General features: G+C 55.8%; 30 protein-coding genes. 1 reads left to right on the top strand and 29 read right to left on the bottom strand.

Going from position 1 to position 18649, the window contains the following annotated elements; translation table 11 throughout:
- Positions 1 to 113: 113 nt before the first annotated feature.
- The gene (uvrA, locus tag AC4IHP_RS11320) at positions 114 to 2948 is read left to right on the top strand and encodes an excinuclease ABC subunit UvrA (RefSeq protein WP_039761937.1); all 2835 of its coding nucleotides are present in this window, start codon (positions 114 to 116) and stop codon (positions 2946 to 2948) included.
- A gap of 65 nt (positions 2949 to 3013) precedes the next feature.
- On the opposite strand, the gene bfr is transcribed toward uvrA, so the two are convergent.
- The 29 genes from bfr to rplC all read right to left on the bottom strand — a co-directional run bounded on the left by bfr (position 3014) and on the right by rplC (position 18633).
- Positions 3014 to 3481, bottom strand: a complete 468-nt coding sequence (gene bfr, locus AC4IHP_RS11315; protein ID WP_186631390.1) for a bacterioferritin — start codon at positions 3479 to 3481, stop codon at positions 3014 to 3016.
- A 167-nt stretch (positions 3482 to 3648) separates the two neighbouring features.
- A complete protein-coding gene (locus AC4IHP_RS11310; protein WP_490831705.1) occupies positions 3649 to 5085 on the bottom strand; it encodes a catalase in 1437 nt (478 codons plus the stop codon).
- A gap of 239 nt (positions 5086 to 5324) precedes the next feature.
- A complete protein-coding gene (rplQ, locus tag AC4IHP_RS11305; RefSeq protein ID WP_003176402.1) occupies positions 5325 to 5711 on the bottom strand; it encodes a 50S ribosomal protein L17 in 387 nt (128 codons plus the stop codon).
- A gap of 42 nt (positions 5712 to 5753) precedes the next feature.
- Entirely contained in the window at positions 5754 to 6755 is a 1002-nt protein-coding gene (locus tag AC4IHP_RS11300) for a DNA-directed RNA polymerase subunit alpha (protein WP_016772946.1), read from the bottom strand.
- A gap of 22 nt (positions 6756 to 6777) precedes the next feature.
- Positions 6778 to 7398, bottom strand: coding sequence for a 30S ribosomal protein S4 (rpsD, locus tag AC4IHP_RS11295; protein ID WP_003176404.1), 621 nt, complete (start codon positions 7396 to 7398; stop codon positions 6778 to 6780).
- An 18-nt stretch (positions 7399 to 7416) separates the two neighbouring features.
- Positions 7417 to 7806, bottom strand: coding sequence for a 30S ribosomal protein S11 (rpsK, locus tag AC4IHP_RS11290; protein WP_002555466.1), 390 nt, complete (start codon positions 7804 to 7806; stop codon positions 7417 to 7419).
- 30 nt (positions 7807 to 7836) lie between these two features.
- Positions 7837 to 8193, bottom strand: coding sequence for a 30S ribosomal protein S13 (rpsM, locus tag AC4IHP_RS11285; protein ID WP_003186020.1), 357 nt, complete (start codon positions 8191 to 8193; stop codon positions 7837 to 7839).
- A gap of 130 nt (positions 8194 to 8323) precedes the next feature.
- A complete protein-coding gene (gene rpmJ / locus AC4IHP_RS11280) occupies positions 8324 to 8440 on the bottom strand; it encodes a 50S ribosomal protein L36 (protein WP_002555468.1) in 117 nt (38 codons plus the stop codon).
- A gap of 27 nt (positions 8441 to 8467) precedes the next feature.
- Positions 8468 to 9796 (bottom strand): preprotein translocase subunit SecY, encoded by a 1329-nt coding sequence (gene secY / locus AC4IHP_RS11275; protein WP_016772945.1) that lies wholly within the window; start codon positions 9794 to 9796, stop codon positions 8468 to 8470.
- A complete protein-coding gene (gene rplO / locus AC4IHP_RS11270; RefSeq protein ID WP_003228720.1) occupies positions 9797 to 10234 on the bottom strand; it encodes a 50S ribosomal protein L15 in 438 nt (145 codons plus the stop codon). It lies immediately after the preceding gene.
- Between the two features lie 3 nt (positions 10235 to 10237).
- Positions 10238 to 10414, bottom strand: a complete 177-nt coding sequence (rpmD, locus tag AC4IHP_RS11265) for a 50S ribosomal protein L30 (protein WP_003176408.1) — start codon at positions 10412 to 10414, stop codon at positions 10238 to 10240.
- 2 nt (positions 10415 to 10416) lie between these two features.
- Positions 10417 to 10917: a 30S ribosomal protein S5 gene (gene rpsE / locus AC4IHP_RS11260; protein ID WP_007955637.1), complete on the bottom strand. Its 501-nt coding sequence runs from the start codon at positions 10915 to 10917 to the stop codon at positions 10417 to 10419.
- 3 nt (positions 10918 to 10920) lie between these two features.
- The gene (gene rplR, locus AC4IHP_RS11255; protein WP_003186037.1) at positions 10921 to 11271 is read right to left on the bottom strand and encodes a 50S ribosomal protein L18; all 351 of its coding nucleotides are present in this window, start codon (positions 11269 to 11271) and stop codon (positions 10921 to 10923) included.
- A 10-nt stretch (positions 11272 to 11281) separates the two neighbouring features.
- The gene (gene rplF / locus AC4IHP_RS11250) at positions 11282 to 11815 is read right to left on the bottom strand and encodes a 50S ribosomal protein L6 (RefSeq protein ID WP_003228722.1); all 534 of its coding nucleotides are present in this window, start codon (positions 11813 to 11815) and stop codon (positions 11282 to 11284) included.
- A 12-nt stretch (positions 11816 to 11827) separates the two neighbouring features.
- On the bottom strand, positions 11828 to 12220 hold the full coding sequence (gene rpsH / locus AC4IHP_RS11245) for a 30S ribosomal protein S8 (protein ID WP_016772944.1): 393 nt from the start codon (positions 12218 to 12220) through the stop codon (positions 11828 to 11830).
- A 208-nt stretch (positions 12221 to 12428) separates the two neighbouring features.
- Positions 12429 to 12734, bottom strand: a complete 306-nt coding sequence (gene rpsN, locus AC4IHP_RS11240) for a 30S ribosomal protein S14 (protein ID WP_003186042.1) — start codon at positions 12732 to 12734, stop codon at positions 12429 to 12431.
- Between the two features lie 13 nt (positions 12735 to 12747).
- Entirely contained in the window at positions 12748 to 13287 is a 540-nt protein-coding gene (rplE, locus tag AC4IHP_RS11235; RefSeq protein WP_003210069.1) for a 50S ribosomal protein L5, read from the bottom strand.
- A gap of 20 nt (positions 13288 to 13307) precedes the next feature.
- Positions 13308 to 13622, bottom strand: a complete 315-nt coding sequence (gene rplX, locus AC4IHP_RS11230; protein WP_003186046.1) for a 50S ribosomal protein L24 — start codon at positions 13620 to 13622, stop codon at positions 13308 to 13310.
- A gap of 11 nt (positions 13623 to 13633) precedes the next feature.
- The gene (rplN, locus tag AC4IHP_RS11225; RefSeq protein WP_002555479.1) at positions 13634 to 14002 is read right to left on the bottom strand and encodes a 50S ribosomal protein L14; all 369 of its coding nucleotides are present in this window, start codon (positions 14000 to 14002) and stop codon (positions 13634 to 13636) included.
- 23 nt (positions 14003 to 14025) lie between these two features.
- The gene (gene rpsQ, locus AC4IHP_RS11220; RefSeq protein ID WP_003194644.1) at positions 14026 to 14292 is read right to left on the bottom strand and encodes a 30S ribosomal protein S17; all 267 of its coding nucleotides are present in this window, start codon (positions 14290 to 14292) and stop codon (positions 14026 to 14028) included.
- A gap of 2 nt (positions 14293 to 14294) precedes the next feature.
- Positions 14295 to 14486, bottom strand: a complete 192-nt coding sequence (gene rpmC / locus AC4IHP_RS11215) for a 50S ribosomal protein L29 (RefSeq protein WP_002555481.1) — start codon at positions 14484 to 14486, stop codon at positions 14295 to 14297.
- On the bottom strand, positions 14486 to 14899 hold the full coding sequence (gene rplP / locus AC4IHP_RS11210) for a 50S ribosomal protein L16 (protein WP_003228729.1): 414 nt from the start codon (positions 14897 to 14899) through the stop codon (positions 14486 to 14488). Before rplP ends, rpmC begins: the two co-directional genes overlap by 1 nt.
- A gap of 12 nt (positions 14900 to 14911) precedes the next feature.
- Positions 14912 to 15598, bottom strand: coding sequence for a 30S ribosomal protein S3 (rpsC, locus tag AC4IHP_RS11205; RefSeq protein WP_003176422.1), 687 nt, complete (start codon positions 15596 to 15598; stop codon positions 14912 to 14914).
- Between the two features lie 13 nt (positions 15599 to 15611).
- Positions 15612 to 15944, bottom strand: coding sequence for a 50S ribosomal protein L22 (gene rplV, locus AC4IHP_RS11200; protein ID WP_003103908.1), 333 nt, complete (start codon positions 15942 to 15944; stop codon positions 15612 to 15614).
- An 11-nt stretch (positions 15945 to 15955) separates the two neighbouring features.
- On the bottom strand, positions 15956 to 16231 hold the full coding sequence (gene rpsS / locus AC4IHP_RS11195) for a 30S ribosomal protein S19 (RefSeq protein ID WP_011336172.1): 276 nt from the start codon (positions 16229 to 16231) through the stop codon (positions 15956 to 15958).
- Positions 16232 to 16247: 16 nt separating this feature from the next.
- Complete coding sequence (rplB, locus tag AC4IHP_RS11190; protein ID WP_016772943.1) at positions 16248 to 17072, bottom strand: 50S ribosomal protein L2; 825 nt, start codon at positions 17070 to 17072, stop codon at positions 16248 to 16250.
- Positions 17073 to 17086: 14 nt separating this feature from the next.
- Complete coding sequence (gene rplW / locus AC4IHP_RS11185) at positions 17087 to 17386, bottom strand: 50S ribosomal protein L23 (protein ID WP_002555488.1); 300 nt, start codon at positions 17384 to 17386, stop codon at positions 17087 to 17089.
- A complete protein-coding gene (gene rplD / locus AC4IHP_RS11180) occupies positions 17383 to 17985 on the bottom strand; it encodes a 50S ribosomal protein L4 (RefSeq protein WP_003228735.1) in 603 nt (200 codons plus the stop codon). Before rplD ends, rplW begins: the two co-directional genes overlap by 4 nt.
- A gap of 12 nt (positions 17986 to 17997) precedes the next feature.
- Positions 17998 to 18633, bottom strand: coding sequence for a 50S ribosomal protein L3 (gene rplC / locus AC4IHP_RS11175; protein ID WP_003228738.1), 636 nt, complete (start codon positions 18631 to 18633; stop codon positions 17998 to 18000).
- Positions 18634 to 18649 lie beyond the last annotated feature (16 nt).

The raw sequence follows: 18649 nt of genomic DNA, 5'->3' as shown, positions 1-18649 counted from the left end.
ATAGATGAAACTCTCTTCATGAACGGCAAAACGCCCTTCGTTTGATAGTGTGCATCCATCCAGTATTTGCCCGTATACTCCTACGTTTTCGACGCCCGCCAAGCGAGGCCACTTTGGACAAGATCCTGATACGTGGGGCCCGTACCCACAACCTGAAGAACATCGACCTGACCCTGCCACGGGACAAACTGATCGTCATCACCGGCCTGTCCGGATCCGGCAAGTCGTCCCTGGCGTTCGACACGCTGTATGCCGAAGGTCAGCGCCGCTATGTCGAATCCCTGTCGGCCTATGCCCGGCAGTTCCTGTCGATGATGGAAAAACCCGACGTCGACACCATCGAAGGCCTGTCGCCGGCGATCTCCATCGAACAGAAGTCGACCTCGCACAACCCGCGTTCGACGGTTGGCACCATCACCGAAATCTACGACTACTTGCGCTTGCTCTATGCCCGCGTGGGTACGCCGCGTTGCCCGGATCACGACATTCCACTGGAAGCGCAGACCGTCAGCCAGATGGTCGATCTGGTGCTGGCGCAGCCGGAAGGCAGCAAACTGATGTTGCTGGCACCGGTGATCCGCGAACGCAAAGGCGAACACCTGTCGGTCTTCGAAGAATTGCGTGCGCAGGGTTTCGTCCGCGCGCGGGTCAACGGACGCATTTGCGAGCTCGACGAGCTGCCGAAGCTGGATAAACAGAAGAAGCATTCGATCGATGTGATCGTTGACCGCTTCAAGGTCCGCGCCGATCTGCAGCAGCGCCTCGCCGAGTCTTTCGAGACTGCGCTGAAACTCGCCGACGGCATTGCCCTGGTCGCGCCGATGGACGACGAGCCCGGCGAAGAAATGATCTTTTCCGCACGCTTCGCCTGCCCGATCTGCGGCCATGCGATCAGCGAGCTGGAACCCAAGCTGTTTTCCTTCAACAACCCGGCCGGCGCCTGCCCGACCTGCGATGGCCTGGGCGTGAAGCAGTTCTTCGACATCAAGCGTCTGGTCAATGGCGAGCTAACGCTTGCCGAAGGTGCAATACGCGGCTGGGACCGACGCAACGTTTATTACTTCCAGATGCTCGGCTCACTCGCCTCGCACTACAAGTTCAGCCTGGACAAGCCCTTCAACGACCTCAGCGCCGAGCAGCAGAAATTCATCCTGCATGGCAGCGGCTCGCAGAACGTCGACTTCAAATACCTGAACGACCGTGGCGACATCGTCAAACGCTCGCACCCTTTCGAGGGCATCGTGCCGAATCTTGAGCGACGCTATCGCGAAACCGAATCGGCAAGCGTGCGCGAAGAGCTGGCCAAGTTCCTCAGCCATCAGGCCTGCCCGGATTGCCGTGGCACGCGTCTGCGTCGCGAAGCACGACACGTCTGGGTCGGCGAGAAAACCTTGCCGGCAGTGACCAATCTGCCGATCGGTGATGCCTGCGAATATTTCGGTGCGCTGAAGATGACCGGTCGGCGTGGCGAGATCGCTGACAAGATTCTCAAGGAGATTCGCGAGCGCCTGCAGTTCCTGGTCAACGTCGGTCTCGACTATCTGTCGCTGGATCGCAGTGCCGACACGCTGTCCGGTGGCGAGGCGCAACGGATTCGTCTGGCCAGCCAGATTGGCGCCGGTCTGGTCGGCGTTCTGTATATCCTCGACGAACCGTCCATTGGCCTGCATCAACGCGACAACGACCGGCTGCTCGGCACGCTCAAGCATTTGCGCGATATCGGCAACACGGTGATCGTGGTCGAGCACGATGAAGACGCGATTCGCCTGGCTGACTATGTAGTCGATATCGGCCCGGGCGCTGGCGTGCACGGCGGGCAGATCGTTGCCGAAGGCACACCGGACGAAGTCATGGCACACCCTGATTCGCTGACCGGCAAATACCTGTCCGGCCGGGTGAAGATCGAAGTGCCGGCCAAACGCACGCCACGCAACAAGAAGCTCAACCTGTCGCTCAAGGGTGCGCGCGGCAACAATCTGCGCAATGTCGATCTGGACATCCCGATCGGCCTGCTGACGTGCGTGACCGGCGTGTCCGGCTCGGGTAAATCGACTCTGATCAACAACACGCTGTTCCCGCTGAGCGCCACAGCCCTTAACGGCGCGACTACGCTGGAAGCGGCCGCCCATGACAGCATCAAGGGCCTGGAACATCTCGACAAGGTCGTCGATATCGACCAAAGCCCGATCGGCCGTACGCCGCGCTCCAATCCGGCGACCTACACCGGGCTGTTCACGCCGATCCGCGAATTGTTTGCCGGCGTGCCCGAGTCGCGCTCCCGTGGTTACGGCCCGGGGCGTTTCTCGTTCAACGTCAAGGGCGGTCGCTGCGAAGCGTGCCAGGGCGACGGCCTGATCAAGGTGGAAATGCACTTCCTGCCGGACATCTACGTGCCCTGCGATGTGTGCAAGAGCAAGCGCTACAACCGCGAAACCCTTGAAATCAAGTACAAGGGCAAGAGCATCCACGAGACCCTCGAAATGACCATCGAGGAAGCTCGGGAGTTCTTCGATGCAGTGCCGGCACTGGCGCGCAAGCTGCAAACGCTGATGGATGTTGGCCTGTCGTACATCAAGCTCGGGCAGTCGGCAACGACCCTGTCCGGCGGTGAAGCACAGAGGGTCAAGTTGTCGCGCGAACTGTCCAAACGCGATACCGGCAAGACCCTTTACATCCTCGATGAGCCAACCACTGGTCTGCACTTCGCCGATATCCAGCAACTGCTCGATGTGCTGCACCGCTTGCGTGATCACGGCAACACCGTGGTGGTGATCGAGCACAACCTTGATGTGATCAAGACCGCCGACTGGCTGGTGGACCTCGGTCCTGAAGGCGGTTCCAAGGGCGGGCAGATCATCGCCACCGGTACCCCGGAAGAAGTGGCCGAGATGAAGCAATCTCACACCGGCCATTACCTCAAGCCGCTGCTGATCCGCGATCGGGCCTGACCGCCAGGCATGAAAAAGCCCCTGTCACCGTTGAAGTGACAGGGGCTTTTTTGTAGCCATCGCAATCAGGACGCGTGGGATTGCAGGTAGTTCTCGAGACCGATCAGCTTGATCAGGCCCAGCTGCTTTTCCAGCCAGTAGGTGTGATCTTCTTCGGTGTCATTGAGTTGAACGCGCAGAATCTCACGGCTGACGTAATCCTGATGCTGCTCGCAAAGCTCGATGCCTTTGCACAGAGCAGCGCGGACTTTGTATTCGAGGCGCAGATCGGCTTCGAGCATCGAAGGTACCGTGGTGCCGACATCCAGATCATCCGGACGCATGCGCGGCGTTCCTTCGAGCATCAGAATCCGCCGCATCAGCGCATCAGCGTGGCCGGCTTCTTCTTCCATTTCGTGGTTGATTCGCTCGTAGAGCTTGGTGAACCCCCAGTCCTCATACATCCGCGAATGAACGAAATATTGGTCACGCGCGGCCAGTTCGCCGGTCAGCAACGTATTGAGGTAATCGATTACATCTGGGTGGCCTTGCATCGCCCTACATCTCCCTTCCTGAAAGTCTGTAGTTTGAACCAACCTGACCGGAAGGTCACTCGCTTCGCGCAATAAAAGCGAAGATATTCTGAGAAAAACAGGCCAAATAACGCAAAAACCGCCCAAATGAGGGCGGTTCTGCTTCTCGTTTAGACTTCGTTAAGCCGTTAGTTGAGCAGCTTTGCGATTGCTTCTCCGTACGCCGGATCGGCTTTGTAGAAATGCTGCAACTGGCGATCTACGACATCGCTCGAAACACCTGCCATGGCACCAGCGATGTTGCTGACCAGCAGTGCTTTCTGCTCGTCGCTCATCAAGCGGAACAACGCACCGGCATGGCTGTAGTAATCGGTGTCTTCGCGATGATCGTAGCGATCTGCGGCACCGCTCAAGGCCAGCGCTGGCTCGGCATAGTGTGGCGCTTGTTTCGGCGATTCAACGTAGCTGTTCGGTTCATAGTTCGGCGCCGCGCCACCATTGCTGCCGAACGCCATTGCGCCGTCACGCTGGTAAGTGTTCACCGGGCTGCGGGGAGCGTTCACCGGCAATTGCTGGTGGTTGGTACCCACACGGTAGCGGTGCGCGTCAGCGTAGGCGAACACACGACCTTGCAGCATGCGGTCCGACGACAGACCTACGCCTGGCACCATGTTGCTCGGGCCAAATGCAGCCTGCTCGACTTCAGCGAAGTAGTTCAGCGGGTTGCGGTTTAATTCCAGTTCACCGACTTCGATCAGCGGAAACTCCTTCTGCGACCAGGTTTTGGTCACGTCAAACGGATTTTCGTAATGAGCCGCTGCCTGGGCTTCAGTCATGATCTGAATGCACACGCGCCATTTCGGGAAATCACCGCGCTCGATCGCTTCGAACAGATCGCGCTGAGCGTAGTCTGGATCGGTACCGGCCAAACGAGCGGCGTCGGCAGGCGCCAGGTTCTTGATGCCCTGCTGGGTCTTGTAGTGCCACTTCACCCAGTGACGCTCGCCTTTGGCGTTGATCAGGCTATAGGTGTGACTGCCGAAGCCGTGCATGTGGCGATAGCCGTCAGGGATGCCACGATCAGAAAACAGGATGGTCACCTGATGCAGCGCTTCAGGCGAATGCGACCAGAAATCCCACATCATCTGCGCGCTTTTCAGGTTGCTCTGCGGCAGACGTTTTTGCGTGTGGATAAAGTCAGGAAACTTCAGCGGATCACGGATGAAGAACACTGGCGTGTTGTTGCCAACGATGTCCCAGTTGCCTTCTTCTGTGTAGAACTTCAAGGCGAAACCGCGCGGATCGCGCTCGGTGTCGGCCGAACCACGCTCGCCCCCCACGGTAGAGAAACGCAGAAAGGTTGGCGTTTGCTTGCCTACAGACTCGAACAACTTTGCACTGGTGTATTCAGTGATGTCACGGGTAACGGTGAACGTACCGTAAGCGCCCGAGCCCTTAGCGTGGACACGGCGTTCAGGAATGTTTTCACGATTGAAGTGCGCGAGCTTTTCGATCAGATGGAAATCGTCGAGCAGCAGCGGACCGCGTGGGCCGGCGGAGCGGGAATTCTGGTTATCAGCGACTGGCGCGCCACTCGCGGTTGTAAGCGTCTTGGTCTGGCTCATGCGGTCTTCTTCCTCTGTCAGTCTTGAACTGCCGGCTAATGGGCTTGGCGGGAAGTATTGATCATCGACGTTACAGCTACAAATTCATTAACTTGCAAGCATCGATAGATAATTACTAATTATGTTTCCCCGGCACATAGTGGCAGTTCAACCATGTCAGAAACTTGTACGGACGACGCATTTCTTACAGGCACAAAAAACCGGGCACTAGGCCCGGTTTTTCGTTTCAGACTGACGTCTTACTCGGCGGATACAGCTTCGCCAGCAGTAGCACGATCAACCAACTCGACGTACGCCATAGGCGCGTTGTCGCCAGCGCGGAAACCGCACTTGAGGATGCGCAGGTAGCCACCCTCACGGGTAGCGTAACGCTTGCCCAGGTCGTTGAAGAGCTTACCAACGATAGCTTTCGAACGAGTACGGTCGAAAGCCAGACGGCGGTTAGCCAGGCTGTCTGTCTTGGCCAGAGTGATCAGCGGCTCGGCAACGCGGCGCAGTTCTTTGGCTTTTGGCAGAGTAGTTTTGATCAGCTCGTGCTCGAACAGCGACACCGCCATGTTTTGGAACATGGCCTTGCGGTGCGAGCTGGTGCGGCTCAGGTGACGACCACTTTTACGATGACGCATGGTTCATTCCTTACCAAACACTACGTTCGGTGATTACGACGATCAGGCAGTCGCCTTGTCGTCCTTCTTAAGACTTGCAGGCGGCCAGTTGTCGAGGCGCATGCCGAGGGACAGACCGCGGGAGGCCAGAACGTCCTTGATTTCAGTCAAGGATTTCTTGCCAAGGTTCGGAGTCTTCAACAGCTCTACTTCGGTACGCTGAATCAGGTCGCCGATGTAGTAGATGTTTTCCGCCTTAAGGCAGTTAGCCGAACGTACAGTCAGTTCCAGATCGTCAACCGGGCGAAGCAGGATCGGATCGATCTCGTCTTCCTGCTCGACAACCAGCGGCTCACTTTCACCTTTGAGGTCGACGAACGCAGCCAGCTGCTGTTGCAGGATGGTTGCAGCGCGACGGATTGCCTCTTCAGGATCCAGAGTACCGTTGGTTTCCAGATCAATAACCAGCTTGTCCAGGTTGGTACGCTGCTCGACACGGGCGTTTTCCACCACGTAAGCGATACGGCGAACCGGGCTGAACGAAGAGTCAAGCTGCAAGCGACCGATGCTGCGGCTTTCGTCTTCATCGCTCTGACGCGAGTCGGCTGGTTCATAACCACGACCACGAGCTACGGTGAGCTTCATGTTCAGGGCGCCGTTAGACGCCAGGTTAGCGATTACGTGATCGGGATTAACGATCTCGACATCATGATCCAGCTGAATATCGGCAGCGGTAACCACCCCCGAACCCTTCTTCGACAAGGTCAGCGTAACTTCGTCACGACCGTGCAGCTTGATGGCCAGACCTTTAAGGTTCAACAGGATTTCAATTACGTCTTCCTGTACACCTTCGATGGCGCTGTACTCGTGGAGCACACCGTCAATCTCGGCCTCGACTACTGCGCAGCCGGGCATTGAGGACAACAGGATGCGGCGCAGCGCGTTGCCCAGGGTGTGGCCAAAACCACGCTCGAGAGGCTCGAGAGTGATCTTGGCGCGGGTTGGACTGACAACCTGCACATCAATGTGGCGGGGTGTCAGGAACTCATTTACCGAAATCTGCATGGATGCACCTATTTTCTAGCCCTTACTTGGAGTAGAGCTCGACAATCAGGCTTTCGTTGATGTCGGCGGACAGATCACTGCGAGCAGGAACGTTCTTGAAAACGCCCGACTTCTTCTCAGTGTCTACTTCTACCCATTCTACGCGGCCACGTTGGGCACACAGATCGAGAGCTTGGACAATGCGAAGCTGGTTTTTTGCTTTCTCGCGAACTGCAACCACGTCACCAGCACGAACCTGATACGACGGAACGTTTACGGTCTGACCGTTAACGCTGATCGACTTGTGCGATACCAGTTGACGGGATTCGGCACGAGTCGAACCAAAGCCCATACGGTATACAACGTTGTCCAGACGGCATTCGAGCAGTTGCAGCAGGTTTTCACCGGTTGCACCTTTCTTGCCAGCAGCTTCTTTGTAGTAGCCGCTGAACTGACGCTCGAGAACGCCGTAGATACGACGGACCTTCTGCTTTTCACGCAGTTGGGTGCCGTAGTCGGACTGGCGACCGCGGCGCTGGCCGTGGATACCAGGTGCTGCTTCAATGTTGCACTTCGATTCGATCGCGCGCACGCCGCTCTTCAGGAAGAGATCGGTGCCTTCGCGACGAGCGAGTTTGCATTTTGGACCAATGTAACGAGCCATTCTTTACAATCTCCTGGATTACACGCGGCGCTTCTTCGGCGGACGGCACCCGTTGTGCGGGATTGGCGTCACGTCGGTGATGCTGGCGATCTTGTAGCCACAGCCGTTCAAAGCGCGGACTGCGGATTCACGACCTGGACCTGGACCCTTGACGTTTACGTCGAGGTTTTTCAGGCCGTATTCCAGCGCAGCTTGACCAGCACGTTCAGCAGCTACTTGAGCAGCGAACGGGGTGGACTTGCGGGAACCGCGGAAACCCGAACCACCGGAGGTAGCCCAGGAAAGAGCGTTACCTTGACGGTCGGTAATGGTCACGATGGTGTTGTTAAAAGATGCATGGATGTGGGCGATGCCATCAACCACTGTCTTTTTAACTTTTTTACGAGGACGAGCAGCAGGTTTTGCCATGATTAAATTCCTGTCGATTCGCTGGGGCGATTACTTGCGGATCGGCTTACGCGGACCTTTACGGGTACGCGCGTTGGTCTTGGTACGCTGACCGCGTACTGGCAGACCACGACGATGACGCAGACCGCGATAGCAACCGAGGTCCATCAAGCGCTTGATTTTCATGTTGATTTCGCGACGCAGGTCACCTTCAGTGGTGAACTTCGCCACTTCGCCACGCAGCTGTTCAATTTGCTCGTCGCTCAGATCTTTGATCTTTGCTGCTGGGTTTACCCCAGTCACTGCACAGATCTTCTGCGCAGTAGTGCGACCAACACCATAGATGTAGGTCAGCGAGATAACAGTATGCTTGTTATCTGGAATGTTAACGCCTGCAATACGGGCCATTCAGTGGGACTCCAATTGACAGCTACCTACGCCCCGGAAGCCAAGAAATAGGGCGCGAGATAATATCGCTGTAATAACAAATAATCAACCCGGTAGCGCACTAGCTACCGGGCTTGAAGCACAATCACACTCAGCCTTGGCGCTGTTTGTGACGCGGTTCCGCGCTGCAAATTACTCGAACAACACCTTCGCGGCGAATAATCTTGCAGTTACGGCACAGCTTTTTCACCGATGCACGAACTTTCATCACCAACTCCTCGAACCTTATGGGTACTCAGCGCAACATGCCGCTGCCGTAACCCTTCAGGTTGGCTTTCTTCATCAGGGATTCGTACTGGTGCGAAACGAGGTGCGATTGTACTTGGGACATGAAGTCCATCACAACCACGACCACGATCAGCAACGAGGTCCCGCCAAGGTAGAACGGAACGTTTGCTGCAACCACCAGGAATTGGGGCAACAGGCACACGGCCGTCATGTAAAGAGCACCGAACAGGGTCAAGCGGGTCAGAACGCCATCAATATAGCGCGCAGACTGCTCACCTGGACGGATGCCCGGAATAAAGGCACCGGACTTCTTCAGGTTTTCCGCTACGTCTTTCGGATTGAACATCAACGCCGTATAGAAGAAGCAGAAGAAAATAATCCCTGCACTAAACAGCAGAATATTCAACGGCTGACCAGGAGCGATCGACTGCGAGATGTCCTGCAACCAGCCCATACCTTCAGACTGACCGAACCAGGCACCCAACGAAGCCGGAAACAGCAAAATGCTGCTTGCGAAAATAGCCGGAATAACACCGGCCATGTTCACCTTCAGCGGCAAGTGGCTTGTCTGCGCAGCAAAAACCTTGCGGCCCTGCTGACGCTTGGCGTAGTGAACAGCGATACGACGCTGGCCACGCTCAATGAACACCACGAAACCGATAATCGCTACTGCCAGCAAACCGATGGCAACCAGGGCGAAGATGTTGATATCACCCTGACGCGCAGACTCGAAAGACTGCCCGATTGCTCTCGGAAGACCGGCGACGATACCCGAAAAAATCAACATCGAGATACCGTTGCCAACACCACGCTCAGTAATCTGCTCACCCAGCCACATCATGAACATCGCACCAGCCACAAATGTGGTTACCGCGACGAAATGGAAGCCAAAGTCACCAGTGAACGCGACGCCCTGCCCGGCCAGACCAATGGACATGCCAATAGCCTGGACCAGAGCGAGAGCGACGGTGAGGTAGCGGGTGTACTGGCTAATCTTGCGACGGCCAGCTTCACCTTCCTTCTTCAACTGCTCCAGCTGCGGGCTGACGGCGGTCATCAGTTGCATGATGATTGATGCCGAAATGTACGGCATGATCCCCAGTGCAAAGATGCTCATCCGTTCCAGCGCGCCGCCGGAGAACATGTTGAACAAGCTAAGAATGGTCCCCTCATTCTGTCGAAACAGGTCTGCGAGTCGGTCCGGGTTGATACCTGGAACCGGGATGTGTGCGCCTATTCGGTAGACGATAATCGCCAGGAACAGAAAACGCAGACGAGCCCAGAGTTCAGACATACCGCCTTTGCCGAGCGCAGAGAGAGCACCTTGCTTAGCCATTTATTCCTCGAACTTGCCGCCAGCTGCTTCGATAGCCGCACGCGCACCTTTGGTGGCGCCGATTCCCTTGCCGATAGTGACAGCGCGAGTCACTTCACCGGACAGCATGATTTTCACACGCTGTACGTTGACGTTGATCACGTTGGCATCTTTCAGGGACTGCACAGTAACGATGTCGCCTTCCACTTTGGCCAGCTCGGACAAACGCACTTCTGCGCGATCCATGGCTTTCAAGGAAACGAAACCGAACTTAGGCAGGCGACGATGCAGCGGCTGTTGACCGCCTTCAAAGCCTGGAGCGATGGTGCCACCGGAGCGGGAGGTCTGACCTTTGTGACCACGGCCACCAGTCTTGCCCAAACCACTACCGATACCACGGCCCGGACGATGCTTTTCGCGACGGGAACCCGGCGCTGGACTCAGATCATTGAGTTTCATCGATTAACCCTCGACACGCAGCATGTAGTAAGCCTTGTTGATCATCCCGCGATTCTCGGGAGTATCCTGGACTTCTACAGTGTGACCGATGCGACGCAGACCCAGACCCTTAACGCACAGTTTGTGGTTAGGGATGCGGCCGGTCATGCTTTTGATCAGCGTAACTTTAACGGTAGCCATGATTACTTGATCTCCTCAACACGCAGGCCACGCTTGGCAGCGATGGACTCAGGAGACTGCATAGCCTTCAGACCCTTGAAAGTGGCGTGAACCACGTTTACCGGGTTAGTCGAGCCGTAGCACTTGGCCAGAACGTTCTGAACGCCAGCAACTTCGAGGACAGCACGCATAGCGCCGCCAGCGATGATACCGGTACCTTCAGAAGCAGGCTGCATGTACACCTTCGAAGCGCCGTGAGCGGACTTCATTGCGTACTGCAGAGTTGTGCCGTTCAGGTCAACTTGAATCATGTTGCGGCGAGCAGCTTCCATTGCCTTCTGGATCGCAGCAGGCACTTCACGCGACTTGCCACGGCCGAAGCCAACACGCCCTTTACCATCACCAACCACGGTCAACGCGGTGAAAGTGAAGATACGGCCGCCTTTAACGGTTTTGGCTACGCGGTTAACTTGAACCAGCTTCTCAATGTAGCCTTCGTCGCGCTTTTGGTCGTTATTTGACATAACTTAGAACTCCAGCCCAGCTTCACGAGCAGCATCAGCCAGCGCTTTAACGCGGCCGTGGTACTTGAAGCCAGAGCGGTCGAAAGCCACTTGCGATACGCCAGCGGCCTTAGCACGCGTAGCGACCAGCTGGCCAACCTTTGTGGCCGCGTCGATGTTGCCAGTGGCACCATCACGCAGTTCTTTATCCAAAGTCGAGGCACTTGCCAGGACTTTGTTGCCGTCGGCCGAGATGACCTGGGCGTAGATGTGCTGCGACGAGCGGAACACGCAGAGACGCACGACTTCGAGTTCGTGCATTTTCAGGCGTGCTTTGCGAGCGCGACGCAGTCGAGTAACTTTTTTGTCGGTCATTTGCTATGCCCTACTTCTTCTTGGCTTCTTTACGACGGACGACTTCGTCCGCGTAGCGCACACCTTTGCCTTTGTACGGCTCTGGTGGACGGAAGTCGCGGATCTCGGCGGCCACTTGACCTACCAGCTGCTTGTCGATGCCCTTGATCAGGATATCGGTCTGGCTAGGAGTCTCAGCGGTGATGCCTTCCGGCAGTTCGTAATCCACTGGGTGCGAGAAGCCAAGAGCCAGGTTCAGAACCTGACCTTTTGCTTGCGCTTTGTAACCAACACCGACCAGCTGGAGCTTGCGCTCGAAGCCTTGGCTTACGCCCTGGACCATGTTGTTTACCAACGCACGCGTGGTACCGGCCATTGCGCGAGTTTGTTGATCGCCATTGCGAGCAGCGAAACGCAGCTCACCAGCTTCTTCAACGATCTCAACGGACGAATGGATGTTCAGTTCAAGAGTACCCTTGGCACCCTTCACCGAAAGCTGTTGGCCTGCGAATTTGACTTCGACACCGGCTGGCAGCTTAACGGGGTTCTTAGCGACGCGAGACATGCTTATCCCCCCTTAGAACACAGTGCAAAGAACTTCGCCGCCGACACCGGCAGCGCGCGCAGCACGATCCGTCATCACACCTTTGTTGGTGGAGACGATAGACACGCCAAGACCGCCACGAACTTTCGGCAGATCTTCAACGGACTTGTACTGACGCAGGCCTGGACGACTAACGCGCTTCACTTCTTCGATAACCGGACGGCCTTCGAAGTACTTCAGCGAGATGGACAGCGACGGCTTGGCGTCGGTGGTGATCTGAAAATCCGCGATGTAACCTTCGTCCTTCAGGACTTTTGCTACAGCTGCCTTCAACGTGGAAGACGGCATGCTTACGACAGACTTTTCAGCCATCTGGGCATTACGGATTCGAGTTAGCATGTCCGCTAACGGGTCCTGCATACTCATGGGCTAGACGCTCCTAATACAAAAAAATTAGCCTTGCGGCTACTACTTGTCGCCGAGAACTTCCGGGCAGAAAAACACGGGCTCAGGCGAGCCGGTCATTCTAGACACACCCCAGAAATGAATCAAGCCCCAAAAGGGGCTTGATTCAGATTCAAGGCCACCGATGGTCAGGTTCTTGCGAACCCGAACACCGAGACTTTGACAACTATTACCAGCTGGCTTTAACCAGACCTGGCACGTCACCACGCATTGCAGCTTGACGCAGCATGTTACGGCCGAGGCCGAACTTGCGGTACACGCCGTGCGGACGACCAGTCAGGCGGCAACGGTTACGCATGCGCGAAGCGCTTGCGTCACGTGGTTGCTTCTGCAGAGCTACGGTAGCTTCCCAACGCGCTTCTGGACTTGCGTTCAGATCGACGATGATAGCTTTCAGCGCTGCACGCTTGGTGGCGTACTTGGCAACGGTGAGCTGACGCTTCAGCTCACGGTTTTTCATGCTCTTCTTGGCCATTTTCCTACTCCAATCAGTTGCGGAACGGGAATTTGAAAGCACGCAGCAGAGCGCGGCCTTCATCATCGTTCTTGGCAGTGGTGGTCAGGGTAATGTCCAGACCGCGGAGAGCATCGATCTTGTCGTAGTCGATTTCCGGGAAAATGATCTGCTCTTTCACGCCCATGCTGTAGTTGCCACGACCATCGAAGGACTTGGCATTCAGGCCGCGGAAGTCGCGAACCCGAGGCAGGGAGATCGACAGCAGACGATCCAGGAACTCGTACATACGCTCACGGCGCAGGGTCACTTTGACGCCGATCGGCCATCCTTCGCGGACTTTGAAGCCAGCGATGGATTTACGAGCGTAGGTCACAACGACTTTCTGGCCGGTGATCTTTTCCAGGTCAGCAACAGCGTGCTCGATGACTTTTTTGTCGCCGATCGCTTCGCCCAGACCCATGTTCAGGGTGATTTTGGTAACGCGCGGAACTTCCATCACGTTCGAAAGCTTAAGTTCTTCCTTAAGTTTCGGAGCGATTTCCTTCCGGTAAATCTCTTTTAGTCGTGCCATGGTCTTCTACCTAGCAGTGTTCAAGCATCAACCGCTTTTTGGGTCGACTTGAAGACACGAATTTTCTTACCGTCTTCTACTTTGAAACCAACGCGGTCAGCCTTGTTGGTTTCGCCGTTGAAGATGGCGACGTTGGAAGCGTGCAGTGGCGCTTCTTTCTCGACGATACCGCCCTGTACGCCCGACATCGGGTTAGGCTTGGTATGACGCTTGACCAGGTTCAGACCACCAACAACCAGACGGTTGTCAGCAAGAACCTTCAGCACCTTACCGCGCTTACCTTTGTCTTTGCCGGCGATCACGATGATCTCGTCGTCACGACGAATCTTTTGCATGTCGGATCTCCTTACAGCACTTCTGGGGCGAGCGAGACGATCTTCATGAACTTCTCAGTACGAAGTTCACGGGTCACTGGCCCAAAGATACGGGTGCCGATCGGCTCTTGCTTGTTGTTCAGAAGAACAGCAGCGTTGCCATCAAAGCGGATAATGGAGCCATCAGCACGACGTACGCCGTGACGAGTGCGGACTACAACAGCAGTCATCACTTGGCCTTTTTTCACCTTACCGCGAGGAATTGCTTCCTTGACGGTAACTTTGATGATGTCACCGATACCAGCGTAACGACGATGGGAGCCACCCAGCACCTTGATGCACATAACACGGCGAGCGCCGCTGTTATCGGCCACATCGAGCATGGATTGAGTCTGAATCATATAATTTCTCCGACCCCTAGCCCTTAGACTTCCACAGCGCGTTCGAGAACATCAACCAGCGCCCAAGACTTGGTCTTGGCCATCGGACGAGTTTCACGAATAGTGACTTTGTCGCCGATGTGGCACTGATTGGTTTCGTCGTGCGCGTGCAGCTTAGTCGAACGCTTAACGTATTTACCGTAGATCGGGTGCTTTACGCGACGCTCGATCAGAACGGTGATGGTTTTGTCCATCTTGTCGCTGACAACACGGCCAGTCAGCGTACGGACAGTTTTTTCGGCTTCAGCCATGATCACTTACCTGCCTGCTGGTTGAGCACAGTCTTCACGCGAGCGATGTCACGCTTAACTTGCGAGAGCAGATGAGACTGCCCCAACTGGCCAGTTGCTTTCTGCATGCGCAGATTGAACTGGTCGCGCAGCAAGCCGAGCAGTTGCTCGTTCAGCTGCTGTGCGGATTTTTCACGAAGTTCATTCGCTTTCATCACATCACCGTCCGTTTAACAAAGGAGGTGGCGAGCGGCAGCTTTGCAGCAGCCAGGGCGAAAGCCTCACGCGCCAGCTCTTCAGAAACACCCTCGATTTCATACAGGACTTTGCCTGGCTGAATCTGGGCAACCCAGTACTCCACGTTACCCTTACCTTTACCCATACGAACCTCGAGAGGCTTCTTGGAGATCGGCTTGTCCGGGAATACACGGATCCAGATCTTGCCGCCACGTTTTACGTGACGGGTCAGAGCACGACGCGCTGACTCGATCTGACGAGCGGTGAGACGACCACGAGCAACAGACTTCAGCGCGAACTCGCCGAAGCTGACTTTGCTACCGCGCAGTGCCAGACCACGGTTGTGGCCGGTCATCTGCTTGCGGAACTTCGTACGCTTTGGTTGCAACATTTGGCGTACCCCTTACTTAGCAGCTTTTTTACGAGGCGCTGGTGCTTGTGGTTTCAGTTCTTCTTGGCGACCACCAATAACTTCGCCTTTGAAGATCCAAACCTTTACACCGATCACACCATAAGTGGTGTGAGCTTCGTAGTTGGCATAGTCGATGTCGGCACGCAGGGTGTGCAGTGGCACACGACCTTCGCGATACCATTCAGTACGTGCGATTTCAGCACCGCCGAGACGACCGCTCACTTGGATTTTGATGCCTTTGGCACCAATGCGCATGGCGTTCTGTACAGCGCGCTTCATAGCGCGACGGAACATTACACGACGCTCCAGCTGCTGAGCTACGCTCTGCGCAACCAGCATACCGTCGAGCTCCGGCTTGCGGATCTCTTCGATATTGATGTGCACAGGCACACCCATTTGCTTGGTCAGGTCCTGACGCAGTTTCTCAACATCTTCACCTTTCTTCCCGATAACGATACCTGGACGAGCGGTGTGGATGGTGATGCGTGCAGTTTGGGCCGGACGATGGATATCGATACGGCTTACGGACGCGCTTTTTAGTTTGTCTTGGAGATACTCACGCACTTTCAGATCTGCGAACAAGTAGTCCGCATAAGTCCGACCGTCTGCGTACCAGACGGAGGTGTGCTCCTTGACGATTCCCAGGCGAATGCCAATGGGATGTACTTTCTGACCCATCTCTTCGACTCCGTTACTTGTCAGCAACCTTGACAGTGATATGGCAAGACCGCTTGACGATGCGATCAGCACGGCCTTTGGCACGCGGCATGATGCGCTTCAGCGAACGCCCTTCGTTGACGAAAACGGTGCTGACCTTCAGGTCATCAACGTCTGCGCCTTCGTTATGCTCGGCGTTGGCTACGGCCGACTCCAGCACTTTCTTCATGATCTCGGCGGCTTTCTTACTGCTGAAAGCCAACAGGTTGAGCGCTTCGCCCACCTTCTTCCCGCGGATCTGGTCGGCGACCAAGCGGGCTTTCTGGGCGGAGATTCGAGCGCCCGACAACTTAGCGGCTACTTCCATTTCCTTACCCCTTAACGCTTGGCTTTCTTGTCAGCCACGTGCCCGCGATAGTTGCGGGTACCGGCGAACTCGCCCAGTTTGTGGCCGACCATGTCTTCGTTAACGAGAACTGGGACGTGCTGACGACCGTTGTGTACTGCGATGGTCAGACCGACCATTTGTGGCAGGATCATCGAACGACGCGACCAGGTTTTAATTGGTTTGCGATCGTTCTTTTCCGCCGCCACTTCGATCTTCTTCAGTAGGTGAAGATCAATAAAAGGACCTTTTTTCAGAGAACGTGGCACTGTCGTATCCCTCTATTTACTTGCGACGACGGACGATCATTTTGTCGGTACGCTTATTACCACGAGTCTTCGCGCCCTTAGTCGGGAAGCCCCATGGCGATACCGGATGACGACCACCAGAGGTACGACCTTCACCACCACCATGTGGGTGGTCAACCGGGTTCATGGCAACACCACGAACGGTTGGGCGAACGCCACGCCAGCGTTTGGCACCAGCTTTACCCAGCGAACGCAGGCTGTGCTCGGAGTTCGAGACTTCACCCAGGGTCGCACGGCATTCAGCCAGGACTTTACGCATTTCACCGGAACGCAGACGCAGGGTCACGTAGACACCTTCACGAGCGATCAGCTGAGCCGAAGCACCAGCGGAACGAGCGATCTGTGCACCTTTACCTGGCTTCAATTCGATGCCGTGTACGGTAGAACCGACTGGAATGTTGCGCAGTTGCAGAGCGTTGCCTGGCTTGATTGGAGCCAGAGCGCCTGCGATCAGCTGGTCGCCAGCACTCACGCCTTTAGGGGCGATGATGTAGCGGCGCTCGCCGTCTGCGTAGCAGAGCAGTGCGATGTGAGCAGTACGGTTTGGATCGTATTCGATACGCTCGACAGTGGCGACGATGCCATCTTTGTCGTTGCGACGGAAATCGACCATACGGTAATGCTGCTTATGACCACCACCGATGTGACGAGTGGTAATACGGCCATTGTTGTTACGACCACCAGACTTCGATTTTTTCTCGAGCAGCGGTGCGTGAGGAGCGCCTTTATGCAGCTCCTGGTTGACCACCTTGACCACAAAACGGCGGCCAGGGGAAGTCGGTTTGCATTTAACGATTGCCATGATGCACCCCTTCCTTACTCAGCACTGCTGCTGAAATCGAGATCTTGGCCTGGCTGAAGGGAGATAACTGCCTTCTTCCAGTCATTACGCTTGCCCAGACCGCGAGCAGTGCGCTTGCTCTTACCCAGAACGTTCAGGGTAGTGACGCGCTCTACTTTCACGCTGAACAGGCTTTCGACGGCCTTCTTGATTTCCAGCTTGGTTGCATCGGTAGCAACCTTGAAAACGAACTGGCCTTTCTTGTCTGCCAGAACCGTAGCCTTCTCGGAAACGTGCGGGCCAAGCAGAACTTTAAATACGCGTTCCTGGTTCATCCCAGCAGCTCCTCGAATTTCTTCACGGCCGACACGGTGATCAACACCTTGTCGTATGCGATCAGACTAACTGGATCGGAACCTTGCACATCACGTACATCTACGTGCGGCAGGTTGCGAGCAGCCAGGTACAGGTTCTGATCAACAGCGTCCGACACGATCAGAACGTCGGTCAGGCTCATGTTGTTCAGTTTGCCCAGCAGATCTTTGGTTTTCGGAGTTTCAACAGCGAAATCCTGAACCACGACCAGACGATCAGTACGCACCAGCTCAGCAAGGATGGAACGCATTGCTGCGCGATACATCTTCTTGTTCAGCTTCTGGGAGTGATCCTGTGGACGAGCTGCGAAAGTGGTACCGCCGCCACGCCAGATTGGGCTACGGATAGTACCGGCACGAGCACGGCCAGTACCTTTCTGACGCCATGGGCGCTTGCCGCCACCACGAACGTCGGAACGGGTCTTCTGCTGCTTGCTACCTTGACGGCCGCCGGCCATGTAGGCCACGACTGCTTGGTGAACCAGCGTCTCGTTGAATTCGCCGCCAAATGTCAGTTCGGAAACTTCGATCGCTTGAGCGTCATTTACATTTAATTGCATGTCAGCTTCCCCTTAACCGCGAGCCTTGGCTGCTGGACGTACAACCAGGTTGCCGCCAGTAGCGCCAGGAACAGCACCCTTGACCAACAACAGATTGCGTTCAGCGTCCACGCGCACTACTTCCAGGGACTGCACGGTCACGCGCTCAGCGCCCATATGACCGGACATTTTTTTGCCCTTGAATACACGACCAGGAGTCTGGCACTGGCCGATAGAGCCTGGGACGCGGTGGGATACGGAGTTACCGTGGGTGTTATCTTGCCCGCGGAAATTCCAACGCTTGATCGTACCCTGGAAGCCTTTACCCTTGGACTGACCGGTTACATCAACCAGTTGACCAGCGGCGAAGATTTCAGCGTTGATCAGATCGCCTGCCTGGTACTCGCCTTCTTCAAGACGGAATTCCATGGTGGTGCGACCAGCGGCAACATTCGCTTTAGCGAAGTGGCCAGCCTGAGCTGCTGTTACACGCGAAGCACGACGCTCGCCGACAGTGACTTGCACTGCACGATAGCCATCGGTCTCTTCAGTTTTGAACTGGGTGACGCGATTCGGCTCGATCTCAATGACCGTGACCGGAATGGAGACACCTTCTTCGGTGAAAATACGGGTCATACCGCATTTACGACCGACTACACCAATAGTCATGTTGTAAACCTCATGA

The sequence above is a fragment of the Pseudomonas sp. UF-293 genome, assembly GCF_058245595.1.
Note: the sequence above shows the minus strand (reverse complement) of the source record. Positions and strands in the feature narration are given on the sequence as shown.

Bases quoted from the DNA above. Each gene is read 5' to 3' on its own strand.
- rpsN (WP_003186042.1), bottom strand. From the start codon at position 12,734: ATGGCCAAGAAGAGCATGAAAAACCGTGAGCTGAAGCGTCAGCTCACC.
- rplO (WP_003228720.1), bottom strand. From the start codon at position 10,234: ATGAAACTCAATGATCTGAGTCCAGCGCCGGGTTCCCGTCGCGAAAAG.
- rpmJ (WP_002555468.1), bottom strand. From the start codon at position 8,440: ATGAAAGTTCGTGCATCGGTGAAAAAGCTGTGCCGTAACTGCAAGATT.
- rplC (WP_003228738.1), bottom strand. From the start codon at position 18,633: ATGACTATTGGTGTAGTCGGTCGTAAATGCGGTATGACCCGTATTTTC.
- rplE (WP_003210069.1), bottom strand. From the start codon at position 13,287: ATGGCACGACTAAAAGAGATTTACCGGAAGGAAATCGCTCCGAAACTT.
- bfr (WP_186631390.1), bottom strand. From the start codon at position 3,481: ATGCAAGGCCACCCAGATGTAATCGATTACCTCAATACGTTGCTGACC.
- rplR (WP_003186037.1), bottom strand. From the start codon at position 11,271: ATGACCGACAAAAAAGTTACTCGACTGCGTCGCGCTCGCAAAGCACGC.
- rplX (WP_003186046.1), bottom strand. From the start codon at position 13,622: ATGCAAAAGATTCGTCGTGACGACGAGATCATCGTGATCGCCGGCAAA.
- rplQ (WP_003176402.1), bottom strand. From the start codon at position 5,711: ATGCGTCATCGTAAAAGTGGTCGTCACCTGAGCCGCACCAGCTCGCAC.
- AC4IHP_RS11300 (WP_016772946.1), bottom strand. From the start codon at position 6,755: ATGCAGATTTCGGTAAATGAGTTCCTGACACCCCGCCACATTGATGTG.
- rplP (WP_003228729.1), bottom strand. From the start codon at position 14,899: ATGTTGCAACCAAAGCGTACGAAGTTCCGCAAGCAGATGACCGGCCAC.
- rpsK (WP_002555466.1), bottom strand. From the start codon at position 7,806: ATGGCAAAACCTGCTGCTCGTCCTCGTAAAAAAGTTAAAAAGACAGTG.
- rplV (WP_003103908.1), bottom strand. From the start codon at position 15,944: ATGGAAGTAGCCGCTAAGTTGTCGGGCGCTCGAATCTCCGCCCAGAAA.
- rplF (WP_003228722.1), bottom strand. From the start codon at position 11,815: ATGTCTCGCGTCGCTAAGAACCCCGTTAAGCTGCCAGCCGGTGTCGAA.
- rplW (WP_002555488.1), bottom strand. From the start codon at position 17,386: ATGAACCAGGAACGCGTATTTAAAGTTCTGCTTGGCCCGCACGTTTCC.
- rpmD (WP_003176408.1), bottom strand. From the start codon at position 10,414: ATGGCTACCGTTAAAGTTACGCTGATCAAAAGCATGACCGGCCGCATC.
- rplB (WP_016772943.1), bottom strand. From the start codon at position 17,072: ATGGCAATCGTTAAATGCAAACCGACTTCCCCTGGCCGCCGTTTTGTG.
- secY (WP_016772945.1), bottom strand. From the start codon at position 9,796: ATGGCTAAGCAAGGTGCTCTCTCTGCGCTCGGCAAAGGCGGTATGTCT.
- rpsQ (WP_003194644.1), bottom strand. From the start codon at position 14,292: ATGGCTGAAGCCGAAAAAACTGTCCGTACGCTGACTGGCCGTGTTGTC.
- AC4IHP_RS11310 (WP_490831705.1), bottom strand. From the start codon at position 5,085: ATGAGCCAGACCAAGACGCTTACAACCGCGAGTGGCGCGCCAGTCGCT.
- rplD (WP_003228735.1), bottom strand. From the start codon at position 17,985: ATGCAATTAAATGTAAATGACGCTCAAGCGATCGAAGTTTCCGAACTG.
- rpsH (WP_016772944.1), bottom strand. From the start codon at position 12,220: ATGAGTATGCAGGACCCGTTAGCGGACATGCTAACTCGAATCCGTAAT.
- rplN (WP_002555479.1), bottom strand. From the start codon at position 14,002: ATGATTCAGACTCAATCCATGCTCGATGTGGCCGATAACAGCGGCGCT.
- rpsE (WP_007955637.1), bottom strand. From the start codon at position 10,917: ATGTCAAATAACGACCAAAAGCGCGACGAAGGCTACATTGAGAAGCTG.
- rpsM (WP_003186020.1), bottom strand. From the start codon at position 8,193: ATGGCCCGTATTGCAGGCGTTAACATTCCAGATAACAAGCATACTGTT.
- rpsD (WP_003176404.1), bottom strand. From the start codon at position 7,398: ATGGCTCGTTACATTGGTCCAAAATGCAAACTCGCTCGTCGCGAAGGC.
- rpsC (WP_003176422.1), bottom strand. From the start codon at position 15,598: ATGGGTCAGAAAGTACATCCCATTGGCATTCGCCTGGGAATCGTCAAG.
- rpmC (WP_002555481.1), bottom strand. From the start codon at position 14,486: ATGAAAGCGAATGAACTTCGTGAAAAATCCGCACAGCAGCTGAACGAG.